Source organism: Streptomyces sp. NPDC007095 (assembly GCF_040634475.1).
Lineage (GTDB): Bacteria > Actinomycetota > Actinomycetes > Streptomycetales > Streptomycetaceae > Streptomyces.
Genome location: NZ_JBEYFS010000058.1, coordinates 18,836 through 31,996, shown reverse-complemented (window position 1 = coordinate 31,996; position 13,161 = coordinate 18,836). Strand labels below are relative to the sequence as shown.

Below are 13,161 nucleotides of genomic sequence, written 5' to 3'. Positions count from 1 at the left end.
GGAGGATGTACTCATGCAGCCACGGAACATGTCCATGAGCGGAGTCGTCGACCTCGCCGCGGTGAAGGCGGCCCAGGAGGCCAAGGCGAAGGCGGAGCAGGCGCGCGCCGAAGCGGCCAGGCAGGGCGGCGGAGGCGGGGCCGTGTCTCCCGCCGGCCTCGTCATCGATGTCGACGAAGCGGGATTCGAGCGCGATGTCCTTCAGCGGTCCACCGAGGTTCCGGTCGTCATCGACTTCTGGGCCGAGTGGTGCGAGCCCTGTAAGCAACTGAGCCCGGTGCTCGAACGGCTGGCCGTCGAGTACAACGGACGGTTCGTCCTTGCCAAGGTCGACGTCGACGCCAACCAGATGTTGATGCAGCAGTTCGGGATCCAGGGGATCCCGGCCGTGTTCGCCGTCGTGGCGGGGCAGGCACTGCCGCTCTTCCAGGGTGCGGCCGGAGAGGCGCAGATCCGCGGGACCCTCGACCAGCTCGTCGAGGTCGCCGAGCAGCGCTTCGGCCTCACCGGCCTGACCGTCGACCCCGACGCCGAGCCCGGCAGCGCCCCGGCGGTGCACGAGGTGCCGGCAGGGCCCTACGACGCGCTCCTGGAGGCCGCCGTACAGGCCCTGGACGCGGGTGACTTCGGGGGTGCCGTACAGGCCTACAAGAACGTGCTGAGCGACGACCCGGGCAACACGGAGGCCAGGCTCGGCCTCGCGCAGGCCGAGTTGTTGCAGCGAGTGCAGGGCGCCGACCCGCTCCAGGTGCGCAAGGACGCGGCCGAGAAGCCCAAGGACGTACCGGCGCAGATCGCGGCCGCGGACCTCGACCTGGTGGGCGGGCACGTCGAAGACGCGTTCGGGCGGCTCATCGACACGGTGCAGCGCACGGCGGGTGACGACCGGGATGCCGTACGGCTGAGGCTGTTGGAGCTCTTCGAGGTCGTGGGCGGCGACGATCCGCGGGTGATCGCGGCGCGCCGGGCGCTGGCGAGAGCGCTGTTCTGATCGACTCCCGGACCGGGTTCCGCCCGGTGTGCTGACCTGTTCCTAAACGCCGGGGCGTGTGATGCCCAGGTGAAAGATTTGCCGAGAGAGCGGCAGGTGGCCGCGCTTTACCAAAACTTGGTAAACGCGGCCGCTGTTACTTGGAGTAAGTCAGGGGCGTTGATCTGTCGGATTCTGTCCATGGATCAACTGTTTTGGCGTCCCCCTTGGTGCCACCCAGAGTTGTCGACCGATACCGCCGGGTCGTTGTTCGGTTATCCGGCCGTTACTAGCCAGTAACGAACCCCCTTGTGCGGGCGGCGAGAATGCACCACGATCGGCGACGCTCGGTCCATTCCCCCTACCCCGACAACCAATCGGGTCAAGGGGTTTTCAGGGTCCCCACCGAGTAGGGGCGGCGGCAGTGGCGCCGGCCCTTGGACAGGGGGGTCTCTGCCGTTCGGCGGAGCCTGTCCAGCAGGTTGTGCGTGATGCGTGTCAGGCGCGACCAGTGGTTGTCGCTCGGGGGTGATCGCCGGTGATGTCGGGCGCAGTTGGCGCTCGACGAGTACGGGCGCTCTCCTTCCCGAGGACGTAGCACTTCTCCCATCCCTGCCCGGCTGAGCCGCCGACATTGGGTCAGTCAGGACCAGGAGATGTACGTCCGAGAAGGAGGAAATATGGAGTCCCAGGTGCGTGGCGGGACCAGATGGAAGCGGTTCGCGGTCGTGATGGTGCCCAGCGTGGCCGCCACGGCAGCGATAGGTGTCGCCCTCGCGCAGGGCGCTCTCGCCGCGTCGTTCAGTGTTTCGGGTCAGTCGTTCAAGGTGACGGCGGACTCGCTCCACGGAGAAGGCTTCTCGCAGTACGGAGCCATCGACTCGGGGTACACCCTCGACGGTCAGAAGACGGCTCACCCCGTCGCGGTCTCGGCGTTCAAGTCCGCGTCGATCACCAACATGTGCCAGTCCGTGGTCACCCCGAACATCCCGCTGCTCGGATCGGTCAGTCTGGTCCTGAAGGCGGGCGGCGGTGGCACGCCGGTCCAGGCCGAGAACCTGTACATCGACGTCGAGGACCTGCAGGCCGACGCGGTGTTCCACAACATCGACATCGGTGTTGCGGCCAAGGACGCCAGCAAGGGTCCCGGCATTGCCAAGGGTGACCAGGCGAACCCGTACGGATTCGCCCAGCAGGCCGACTCGGCCGACCTGACCGATGTGAAGCAGACGGCGTGGGCGACCACCGCCGGTACGTTCAAGCTCAGCGGCCTGAAGATGTCGCTGTCCAAGGGCGTCAAGGAGTGCTACTAGGCACTCCAGGGGCGGGCGGGGGAGCCGGCAGCTGCCCCGCCCGCCCCACCTTTTCCCGCAGTACGTGAACTACTCAAGCGCGTACGTCACACAGTAAAGCCGTTCCAGGGAGCCGTTTCCATGAGCGCCGAGTCACCCGGGCAGAGCGAGCACTATCTCCAAGTCTTCCGGCGGAACTTCCGTACCTGGAGGGGCGATCGCCCGTTCTGGGCCGGCTTGTTCATCCTGCTCGGCGGCTTCCCCATCGCCTACTTCCCGTACGCGAACCTCCAGATCGGCCATCTGACGCTGGCGATGTCCACCACCGCCGGCGCCGGCTCCCTGATCATCGGCGTGCTGCTCTGGGTCCTGGGCATCAGTCTCTGGTTCCAGAAGCACGTACGGACCTTCGCCGGGGTCGCCGCGATCCTGCTCGCGCTGGTCTCCATTCCGGTGTCCAACCTCGGTGGCTTCCTCATCGGCTTCCTCTTCGCCATGACCGGCGGCGCGATGGCGGTCTCCTGGGTTCCTGGTGAGCCCGGCGAGGAACAGGGTGCGCCGGCGCACAAGAGTGAGGGCGGCGCCCCGGACGCCCTCGGCACCACCCCGAACACCCCGCACCTGCCGCAGAGCCCGGAGTCCACGGGCATCCAGCACGGTGCCGACAGCGCGGGCCCCGCGGTCGCCGACGAGTCGGGCGAGCCGAAGGACCTGTCAGGAATGAGCTCCGCCTACGGGGCGAACGGGAGGCACAGTGCCGGCTGACGAGGTGATCCGCGGGACCGAGGTGGACGAGTCCCGGGTGAGAACCGGGCCGCGCCACGCGGCCCCGAGGAAGCCGCTGTTCACCAGGTTCCACGTGCCCGCGGGCAAGGCCGTCGCCATCGCGGCGATGCCGACCGCGGTCCTCATGGGGATGGGGTTCACGCCGACACTCGCCCAGGCCGACGACCACTCGCCCGCCAAGAGCCTGACGGCCGACGAGTACCAGAAGTGCGTCGAGGCCGTGGACGGCAAGGACACGTCGGCCAGCCCGACCCCTTCGGCGTCCTCCTCTTCCTCGGCGAGCGCCTCCGCGTCCACCGACAAGCCGGAGCCGACCCCCTCGGCCAGCGCGTCCTCGTCGCCGGACAAGACCTCTTCGTCGGATTCAGGTTCCGACGACAAGGCCGGGTCCACGCCGACGCCGTCCGCGAGCAAGTCGGCGCAGAGCAGTGGCGGCGGCACCGCGGCGACGGCGACCCCGTCGGCGTCCGCGAGCGGCGGGGGCGACCTGCTGGGCACCATCGGCGACGCGATCACGGGTATCTTCACCGGCGGCAGCGACTCCACGGCGAGCACCACCGCGAGCCCCACGCCGTCGGCCTCCGCGTCCGCCTCGGCGAGCGCGACCAAGGACACCGGCGACAAGACCACGTCCGACACGGTCAAGGACACCACCGGCAAGGTCGCCGACACGGTCAAGAACACCGTGAAGGACACGACCGACACGGCGACCAAGGCGGCCGAGGACACCACCAAGGCGCTCAAGGACGCGACCGTCGCGGCCACCTCGTCCCCCAGCCCGTCCGCGAGCTCCACCACCAGCGCGGCGGACTGCCCGGTCGCCACCGACGCCGAGGGCGGCGTCGACAACCCGGTGACCCTGCCCGACGACCCCTGGTACCTGAACGCCAGTTCGCTGCTCCTCAAGGGCGCGGACTACCAGGGCATCGTGAAGGTGAAGACCGCCAACGGCACCGTCAAGAAGGTCCTGAAGTACGTCATCTCCGACGGCACCGACATCGGCGACCTGCACCAGACGGTGAACGACACGCAGTCCGGCAAGACGTACCACGTGCAGGCCGGCAGCGGTACGACGTCCACCATCCGTGACGGCAAGACGGTGATGTACACCGAAAGCATCTCCGGCAACCTGCTCGGCCTGATCCCGATCACGTTCAGCCCGGACAACCCGCCGCCGCTGAACATACCGCTGATCTACTTCACCAAGGTGAAGGTCGTACAGGCGGGCCAGTTCGGCGGCACGCTGACCATACCCGGGCTGCACCAGTACGTGACCGGCTGACGGCCGGTCACGACCAAGACCCGTTCGGGAGCCGCACACAGGACTGTGGCCCGGTTCCTCCGCTCACGCGGAGGGCCGGGCCACAGTCCTGAACGGAGCGCAACAGCTCGGCAGGGAAGCGTTCTCGGCAGCGGGGGTGATGTTCTGACGAATGGCCTCTTCGACGGGCTGGACCGGCTCGACCTGGACGCGCACGCGCGTCGCTGGTCGGCGTCGGGCACGGACGGCGCCGATGGGACCGTGAGCCAGTGGACGGCCGCGGCTCAGCAGTTCGCCGCCCGCATCCAGGCGGACCCGGCCGGGGTGACCGACGAGCAGTGGCGGGCGATCGCCGAGGCCTGGCCGGCCCTGCTGGCGGCCGCCGGGCGCGCGACCGGCACACAGCACAACGAATGGCTGTTGCGCGACCTTTGGCTCAGGTCCTGGCTGCTGGAGCAGGCGGGTCCGCGTGAGGGCGTCCCCTTGTTCGGTCCCGGACCCGTGCTCGAACGAGCGCTGGACGCCATGCCGATGAGCCCGCAGGAGGCAGCCGGGCTCGCCCCGCGGTGGCGTGAGCTGGAGCGTGCGCAGATGCGCTCGCTCCGGATGATCCGGCGGCTGCTCGCGCCCCCGCGCGCCCTGGCCCCGCTCCTTGCGGATCATCCGCGGTGGAGCGAGTTCGAGGCGTATCAGCGGTTGGCCGGCGTGCTGCCGTGAACCGCCCGTGATCATCGAACACCGAGGGCGCCCCCTGTCGCAGGAGGCGCCCTCAGTGGCGTACGGGGGCCGCGGGTCAGGCGGTGCGGCCGCTCTCGCCCAGGTGGTGCACCCGGACCATGTTGGTGGTGCCGGGGACGCCGGGGGGCGAGCCGGCGGTCATCACGACGATGTCGCCGTCGTTGAACCGCTTGAGCTTCTGGAGCTCGTGGTCGACGAGGTCGACCATCTCGTCGGTGCTCTTCACGAACGGCACGACGTGCGACTCGACGCCCCAGCTCAGCGCGAGCTGGTTGCGGGTGCCCTCGTCGGTGGTGAAGGCCAGGATCGGCTGGGTCGCGCGGTAGCGGGAGAGCCGGCGGGCGGTGTCACCGGACTTGGTGAAGGCGACCAGGCCCTTGCCGCCGAGGAAGTCGGCGATCTCGCAGGCGGCGCGGGCGACCGAACCACCCTGCGTGCGCGGCTTCTTGCCGGGGACCAGGGGCTGCAGACCCTTGGAGAGGAGCTCTTCCTCCGCCGCCACGACGATCTTCGACATCGTCTTGACCGTCTCGATCGGGTACGCGCCCACGCTCGACTCGGCCGACAGCATGACCGCGTCCGCGCCGTCGAGGATCGCGTTGGCGACGTCGGAGGCCTCCGCGCGGGTCGGGCGGGAGTTGGTGATCATCGACTCCATCATCTGGGTCGCGACGATCACCGGCTTGGCGTTGCGGCGGCACAGTTCCACGAGGCGCTTCTGCACCATCGGGACCTTCTCGAGCGGGTACTCGACGGCCAGGTCACCACGGGCCACCATGACGGCGTCGAACGCCGCGACGACGGCCTCCATGTTCTCGACCGCCTGCGGCTTCTCGACCTTGGCGATGACGGGGACCCGGCGGCCCTCCTCGTCCATCACCTTGTGCACGTCGTTCACGTCGCCCGCGTCACGCACGAAGGACAGGGCGACCATGTCGCAGCCCATCTGCAGCGCGAAGCGCAGGTCCTCGACGTCCTTCTCGGACAGCGCCGGCACGTTCACGGCCGTGCCGGGCAGGTTGATGCCCTTGTGGTCCGAGATCACACCACCCTCGATGACGACCGTCTTGACCCGGGCACCGTCGACCTCGACGACCTTCAGCTCGACGTTGCCGTCGTTGATGAGGATCGGGTCGCCCTTGGAGACGTCACCGGGCAGGCCCTTGTAGGTCGTGCCGCAGATGTGCTTGTCGCCGGGCACGTCCTCGGTGGTGATGGTGAACTCGTCACCGCGCACCAGCTCGACGGGTCCCTCGGCGAAGGTCTCCAGGCGGATCTTCGGGCCCTGCAGGTCGGCGAGGACACCGACGGCCTTGCCGGTCTCGGCCGCGGCGGCCCGGACCCGGTCGTAGCGGCCCTGGTGCTCGGCCTGCGTGCCGTGGCTGAAGTTGAAGCGGGCCACGTTCATGCCGGCTTCGATCAGCGCGACGAGCTGCTCGTGGGAGTCGACCGCGGGGCCGAGAGTACAGACGATTTTCGAACGGCGCATAGGGCGATCCTATCGGTTTGTTTCGCTACGGAATATTCCGTCTGGCGGAAGATACAAAGGGGCGCGCTGCCGCTCAGGTGAGGTGGCACGGTGCCGCCCGTTCGAGGTGGCGTGGTGCCGCTCAGATGAGGTCGTGGGACGCGCCCACGAGTGCGTAGGTCTGCGTGGCGATCTCCAGTTCCTCGTCGGTCGGCACCACGGCGACCGCGACCCGTGCGCCCTCGGGGGAGACGAGTCTGGGCCCGTCCCCTCGAGCCGCGTTCAGGTCGGCGTCGACCGCCAGGCCGAGTTCCTCCAGGCCGGCCACCGCGGCCTCGCGCACCGGAGCGGCGTTCTCGCCCACTCCGGCGGTGAAGGCGATCGCGTCCACCCGGCCCAGTACCGCGTAGTAGGCGCCGATGTACTTCTTCAGGCGGTGGATGTAGATGTCGAAGGCGAGCCGCGCCTGCTCGTCACCCTCGTCGACACGGCGACGGATCTCCCGCATGTCGTTGTCGCCGCACAGACCGATCAGGCCGCTCTTCTTGTTCAGCAAAGTGTCGATCTCGTCCGTGGACATCCCGCCAACACGCGTCAAATGGAAGATGACCGCGGGATCCACGTCGCCCGACCGCGTACCCATGACCAGTCCCTCCAGCGGCGTGAGCCCCATGGAGGTGTCCACGCATCGGCCGCCCCGTACGGCGGAGGCGGACGCGCCGTTGCCGAGGTGCAGCACGATGACGTTCACGTCCTCGGGGGCCTTGCCCAGGAGCTCGGCCGTCGCCCGGGACACATACGCGTGCGAGGTGCCGTGGAAGCCGTAGCGCCGGATGCGGTACTCGTCGGCGGTCTTCACGTCGATCGCGTAGCGCGCCGCCGACTCCGGCATCGTCGTGTGGAAGGCGGTGTCGAAGACGGCGACCTGCGGCAGGTCGGGGCGCAGCGCCCGGGCCGTACGGATACCGATCAGATTCGCCGGGTTGTGCAGCGGGGCGACCGGGATCAGCCGCTCGATCTCGGCGAGCACGGCCTCGTCGACGATCGTGGGCTCGGTGAACTGCTTCCCGCCGTGCACCACCCGGTGGCCGATCGCGGCCAGTTCGGGGGAGTCCAGGCCGAGGCCGTCCTTGGCCAGCTCCTCGGCGACGGCCTTGAGCGCGGCGGCGTGGTCGGCGATGGGGCCGATCGTCTCGCGGGTCTCGCCCGTGGTGAGCGCCGTGTGCTTCAGCCGGGAGGTGCCCTCGCCGATGCGCTCGACGAGGCCCATGGCGAGACGGCTGCTGTCGCGCATGTCGAGCAGCTGGTACTTCACCGACGAGGAGCCGGAGTTGAGGACGAGGACGCGGGTGGCGGTCACTGCGGGGGTGCCTTCTGGGTGGAGGACGGTGGTGGTCATGCCCTGCTCGGAGTCTGGGCCTGGATCGCCGTGATCGCGACCGTGTTGACAATGTCCTGTACCAGCGCGCCGCGGGACAGGTCGTTGACGGGCTTGCGCAGACCCTGCAGGACCGGGCCTACGGCGATCGCGCCGGCCGAGCGCTGTACGGCCTTGTAGGTGTTGTTGCCGGTGTTGAGGTCGGGGAAGATCAGCACGGAGGCCTGCCCGGCGACCTCGGATTCCGGCAGCTTGGTCGCCGCGACGGTCGGCTCGACCGCGGCGTCGTACTGGATCGGCCCCTCGATCTTCAGGTCGTCGCGACGCAGTCGCACCAGGTCGGTGGCCTCGCGCACCTTGTCGACGTCGGCACCCGACCCCGACGTACCCGTCGAGTACGACAGCATCGCGATCCGGGGCTCCACGCCGAACTGCTCGGCGGTGGCGGCCGACTGGATGGCGATGTCGCAGAGCTGCTCGGCGTTCGGGTCGGGGTTCACGGCGCAGTCGCCGTAGACGAGGACCTTGTCGGCGAGGCACATGAAGAAGACGGACGAGACGATCTTGGTGTCCGGCTTGGTCTTGATGATCTCGAAGGCGGGCCGGATGGTCGCGGCGGTGGAGTGCACGGAGCCGGAGACCATTCCGTCGGCGAGCCCCTCCTGCACCATCAGCGTCCCGAAGTAGTTCACGTCGGCGACGACGTCGTACGCCAGCTCGACGGTGACGCCCTTGTGGGCGCGCAGGACGGCGTACTTCTCGGCGAAGCGCTCGCGCAGCTCGGAGGTGACCGGGTCGATCAGCTGGCAGCCGCCCAGGTCGATGCCGAGGTCGGCGGCCTTCTTGCGGATCTGGTCGACAGGACCGAGCAGCGTCAGCTCGCACACGCCACGGCGCAGCAGCACCTCGGCGGCGTGCAGGACGCGGGCCTCGGTGCCCTCGGGGAGCACGACGCGGCGCTTGTCGGAACGGGCCTGTTCGAGGAGCTTGTGCTCGAACATCATCGGGGTGAGGCGGTCGCTGCTCGGCGCGGAGACACGCCTGAGGAGGTCGCTGGTGTCGACGTACCGCTCGAAGAGGCCGAGGGCGGTCTCCGCCTTGCGGGGGGTGGCGGCGTTCAACTTCCCCTCCAGGGAGAAGAGTTCGGCCGCGGTGGGGAAGGAGTTCCCGGCCACCGAGATCACCGGGGTGCCGGGGGCGAGACGGGCCGCGAGGGTGAGGACCTCGTCGCTGGGCCGCTCGTTCAGGGTGAGGAGCACGCCGGCTATGGGCGGGGTACCGGCGCTGTGCGCGGCGAGCGAGCCGACGACCAGGTCGGCGCGGTCGCCCGGGGTGACCACGAGACATCCCGGGGTCAGGGCGTTCAGGAAGGTCGGCAGCATCGCGCCGCCGAAGACGAAGTCGAGCGCGTCCCGGGCGAGGCCCGCGTCGTCGCCGAGGAGCACCTTGCCACCGAGGGCATGGGTGATCTGCGCGACGGTGGGCGCGGAGAGGGCGGGCTCGTCGGGCAGGACGTAACAGGGGACGGGCAGACGGTGGTCGATCCGCTCGCTGATCTCGGCGCGGTCGGCCGGGGCCACCCGGTTCACGACCATGGCGAGGACGTCGCAGCCCAGACCGTCGTACGCGCGGTAGGCGTTGCGCGTCTCGGCGCGCACGGACTCGGCGGTCTGCCCGCGTCCGCCGACCACGGGGATCACGGAGGCGCCGAACTCGTTCGCGAGCCGCGCGTTCAGCGCCAGCTCGTCCGGGAACTGGGTGTCGGCGAAGTCGGTGCCCAGGACGAGGACGACGTCGTAGTCGCGGGCGACGAGGTGGAACCGGTCGACGAGGGTGGAGACCAGCTCGTCCGCGCCCTGCTCGGCCTGGAGCGTGGACGCCTCGTGGTAGTCCATTCCGTACACGCTCGCCGGGTCCTGGGACAGCCGGTAGCGGGCGCGCAGCAGCTCGAAGAGCCGGTCCGGGCCGTCGTGGACGAGTGGACGGAAGACGCCCACCCGGTCGACCTGCCGAGTCAGGAGCTCCATGACCCCCAGCTCGACGACCTGGCGGCCGTCGCCGCGGTCGATCCCGGTCACGTAGACGCTGCGGGTCACGCGTGCTCTCCATCCGTTGCGGCGCTGGGTGGTTTCGGGGCTCGGAAAAATGGCCCACTGGGGTGAGCGGAACCCTCTTGACAATACCTCTGAGGGTAGATAGGGCGCCCGCCAGGACAAACGGCCTGGTGGGGAGGAAGGAATCGTCGGTGCCCTTCGGCTCATGAAACAATCGGACCGGCTCACACGTACCAGCAGCGAGCAGGAGACACAGCACGATGCGTATCGGAGTTCTCACCGCAGGCGGCGACTGCCCGGGCCTGAACGCCGTGATCCGGTCGGTCGTGCACCGAGCGGTCACCAATTTCGGGGACGAGGTCATCGGTTTCGAGGACGGCTACGCGGGCTTGCTCGACGGCCGCTACCGCACCCTCGACCTCAACGCGGTCAGCGGCATCCTCGCCCGTGGCGGCACCATTCTCGGCTCCTCGCGACTGCAGCGCGACCGGCTCCGCGAGGCCTGCGAGAACGCGCAGGACATGGCCCGCGAGTTCGGCATCGACGTGCTGATCCCGATCGGCGGCGAGGGCACGCTGACGGCCGCCCGGATGCTGTCGGACGCGGGGCTGCCGGTGGTCGGTGTCCCGAAGACGATCGACAACGACATCTCGTCGACGGACCGCACCTTCGGATTCGACACCGCGGTAGGTGTGGCCACGGAGGCCATGGACCGCCTCAAGACCACCGCCGAGTCCCACCAGCGCGTGATGGTCGTCGAGGTCATGGGCCGGCACGCGGGCTGGATCGCCCTGGAGTCCGGCATGGCGGCCGGCGCCCACGGCATCTGCCTGCCCGAGCGCCCCTTCGACCCGAACGACGTGATGGCGATGGTCGAGGAGCGCTTCGCCCGCGGCAAGAAGTTCGCGGTCATCTGCGTCGCCGAGGGCGCCCACCCCGTCGAGGGCACCATGGACTACGGCCACGGCGCCATCGACCAGTTCGGCCACGAGCGCTTCCAGGGCATCGGTACGGCGCTGGCGTACGAGCTGGAGCGGCGCCTCGGCAAGGAGGCCAAGCCGGTCATCCTCGGCCATGTGCAGCGGGGCGGCACCCCGACCGCGTACGACCGGGTGCTCGCCACGCGGTTCGGCTGGCACGCGGTGGAGGCGGCGCACCGGGGCGACTTCGGGCGGATGACGGCGCTGCGCGGCACGGATGTGCTGATGGTGCCGCTGGCGGAGGCGGTCACGGAGCTGAAGACGGTGCCGAAGGACCGGATGGACGAGGCGGAGTCGGTGTTCTAGGCCCTGTCGTCAAATTCCCGTCTGCCCCGCGACGCCATGCACGCACTCTCACCGCACCAGGCACAGACCCAAGTACGTCCAGTACGAAGGCCTGTGCCCGGCACGCCGAGAGCACGCACCTGACGCCACAGGGCCCGCCACTCCGGGCGGACGACGGGAATTTGACGACAGCACCTAGGCCGTACGGCCGGGTCGTCGTACGGCCTGGGGTCGTACGGGTTCGGTTCGAGCGGACTCAGCACGTACTTCTCTGGAGCATCGCCCAGAAGTGGTCGACGATCCGGTCGAGGAAGTCGCGGCCGGAGTCGTCGGCGTCTGCGGCGGCCGCTCCGCCGCTCCAGCTGAGCGTGACGACCATCTGCCCCTGGTACTCGGTGTGCATCTCCTGGAGGACGTCCTCCAGGAGGCGCCGGTCCAGCGGGATCATCTTCCCGAGCGGACGGACGTACGCCTGCCAGCGCGTCGTCACCGCGCTGCGCAGCAGCTCGGCCAGCTTGCCGTCGCGTCCGGTGACGGTGATGAAGTCCCGCAGCGACAGTTCGAGGGTGTCGGCGAGGGCGACCGACTGCCGGTCGTTGCCGCGCCACTCGTCGGCCTCCTCCATCCGCTGGTAGGCGAGGAGTTCGAGGCCGACGGTACGGGCGATGTCCTCCTGGGCCAGCCCGCGTGACACCCGGTGCTCACGCAACGTCCTTGGTGCGCCGATGAGTTCACCCGGTGAGCACCACAACACGCCCGCCAGCGCGGTGAGTTCGGGACCGCTGGGGGTGGTCGTACCTCTCTCCCAGGCCGCGACGAGGTCGGGGGTGACGTACGGCAGCCCGTACGAGGCTCGCATTCCGTACGCGACGTGCTCGGGGCCCATGCCGAGGGCAGCCCGCAGTCTGCGGGCGGCCGGAGCGTTGAAGGGCGGAGTGGGCTGATGGGCTTGCGGTCGCTGCACGCGCACAAAATATGGGGCCGGGGCGGTGGTGACTACGGTCTGTTCGGCCACAATCACGGATCGTACGAACATACGGTGTTGCCCTCGCCGCCCCTTCCCGTCGCGGTCACCAGGCACCCCGGCGGGACCGGCCCGGCTCTCACCCCTTGACGGCGCCGCCCAACGCGAACCCCCCGCCCAGCCGCCTGGACACCAGCACGTACAGCAGGATCACGGGCGTCGAGTAGATGACCGAGAACGCGGCCAGCTGCCCGTAGACCACCGTCCCCCGATTTCCGAAGAAGTCGTTGATGCTCACGGACGCCGGCATCTGGTCCGGTGTCAGCAGGAGCATGAACGGGACGAAGAAGTTCCCCCACATCATCACGAACGAGAAGACCGTCACCACCGCGACCCCCGGCCCCATCAGTGGCAGCACGATCCGTACCAGGGACTGGAGCGACGACGCCCCGTCCGTCCACGCCGCCTCCTCCAGTTCCTTCGGCACGCCGTCCATGAAGTTCTTCATCAGCCAGATGGCAAAGGGGAGTTGGGACGCGGCGAAGAAGAAGATGGTGCCCTGCACGGTGTCGATGAGGTTCACCCGTACGAACAACGCGTACACCGGGACCATGATCGCCGTGATCGGCAGGCACGTCGCGAAGAGGATTGTCAGCAGGAAGGGGCGGTTCAGGCGCGAGCGGAACCGCGACAACGGATACGCGGCCAGCGCCGCGCACACCACCGTGAGCAGCGTCCCGCCCCCGCACAGGATCAGACTGTTGAGCAGCGGTGTGTAGGTGATGTCCGGTTTCAGGACCGCGTCGAAGTTGTCCAGCGTGAGGCCGTCCGGAACCTTCACCCTGAGGCCCGCGTGCGGGTCGAGGGCCGACAGGACCACCCAGGCGAGGGGGAGGGCGAAGGCGGCGGCCACCGCCAGCAGGCCCGCGTCGGCGGCCAGCCGGCGGCCGGTGCGGCGGGACCTCAGTGTCGTACGGACCGGCAT

Annotated in this window: 11 protein-coding genes; 6 read left to right on the top strand and 5 right to left on the bottom strand. The window is 69.2% G+C overall.

Features of this window, described 5'->3' with window-relative positions; all coding sequences use genetic code 11:
* The first annotated feature begins 13 nt into the window (after positions 1-13).
* The 5 genes from ABZ656_RS21140 (at position 14) to ABZ656_RS21120 (ending at position 5,026) form a co-directional block, all read left to right on the top strand.
* Positions 14-991 carry a tetratricopeptide repeat protein gene (locus ABZ656_RS21140; RefSeq protein ID WP_101400716.1) on the top strand — a complete coding sequence of 326 codons (978 nt, stop codon included), beginning with the start codon at positions 14-16 and terminating at the stop codon, positions 989-991.
* Between the two features lie 659 nt (positions 992-1,650).
* Positions 1,651-2,283, top strand: coding sequence for a DUF6230 family protein (locus ABZ656_RS21135; protein ID WP_067369161.1), 633 nt, complete (start codon positions 1,651-1,653; stop codon positions 2,281-2,283).
* 120 nt (positions 2,284-2,403) lie between these two features.
* Positions 2,404-3,027: a DUF6114 domain-containing protein gene (locus ABZ656_RS21130; protein WP_101400717.1), complete on the top strand. Its 624-nt coding sequence runs from the start codon at positions 2,404-2,406 to the stop codon at positions 3,025-3,027.
* Entirely contained in the window at positions 3,017-4,330 is a 1,314-nt protein-coding gene (locus tag ABZ656_RS21125; RefSeq protein ID WP_101400718.1) for a hypothetical protein, read from the top strand. Before ABZ656_RS21130 ends, ABZ656_RS21125 begins: the two co-directional genes overlap by 11 nt.
* 240 nt (positions 4,331-4,570) lie before the next feature.
* Complete coding sequence (locus tag ABZ656_RS21120) at positions 4,571-5,026, top strand: hypothetical protein (RefSeq protein WP_101400719.1); 456 nt, start codon at positions 4,571-4,573, stop codon at positions 5,024-5,026.
* A 76-nt stretch (positions 5,027-5,102) separates the two neighbouring features.
* On the opposite strand, the gene pyk is transcribed toward ABZ656_RS21120, so the two are convergent.
* The 3 genes from pyk to pta all read right to left on the bottom strand — a co-directional run bounded on the left by pyk (position 5,103) and on the right by pta (position 9,989).
* The gene (gene pyk, locus ABZ656_RS21115; RefSeq protein WP_101400720.1) at positions 5,103-6,536 is read right to left on the bottom strand and encodes a pyruvate kinase; all 1,434 of its coding nucleotides are present in this window, start codon (positions 6,534-6,536) and stop codon (positions 5,103-5,105) included.
* Between the two features lie 121 nt (positions 6,537-6,657).
* Complete coding sequence (locus ABZ656_RS21110; protein ID WP_101403755.1) at positions 6,658-7,875, bottom strand: acetate kinase; 1,218 nt, start codon at positions 7,873-7,875, stop codon at positions 6,658-6,660.
* Between the two features lie 35 nt (positions 7,876-7,910).
* Complete coding sequence (pta, locus tag ABZ656_RS21105; protein WP_101400721.1) at positions 7,911-9,989, bottom strand: phosphate acetyltransferase; 2,079 nt, start codon at positions 9,987-9,989, stop codon at positions 7,911-7,913.
* A 218-nt stretch (positions 9,990-10,207) separates the two neighbouring features.
* Here pta and ABZ656_RS21100 point away from each other — a divergent pair, with 218 nt between their 5' ends.
* Positions 10,208-11,233 carry an ATP-dependent 6-phosphofructokinase gene (locus ABZ656_RS21100; protein ID WP_101400722.1) on the top strand — a complete coding sequence of 342 codons (1,026 nt, stop codon included), beginning with the start codon at positions 10,208-10,210 and terminating at the stop codon, positions 11,231-11,233.
* 235 nt (positions 11,234-11,468) lie between these two features.
* Here ABZ656_RS21100 and ABZ656_RS21095 read toward each other — a convergent pair whose 3' ends face one another.
* Positions 11,469-12,182 carry a helix-turn-helix transcriptional regulator gene (locus tag ABZ656_RS21095; protein ID WP_360269780.1) on the bottom strand — a complete coding sequence of 238 codons (714 nt, stop codon included), beginning with the start codon at positions 12,180-12,182 and terminating at the stop codon, positions 11,469-11,471.
* Between the two features lie 133 nt (positions 12,183-12,315).
* Positions 12,316-13,161, bottom strand: a complete 846-nt coding sequence (locus tag ABZ656_RS21090; RefSeq protein ID WP_101400724.1) for a carbohydrate ABC transporter permease — start codon at positions 13,159-13,161, stop codon at positions 12,316-12,318.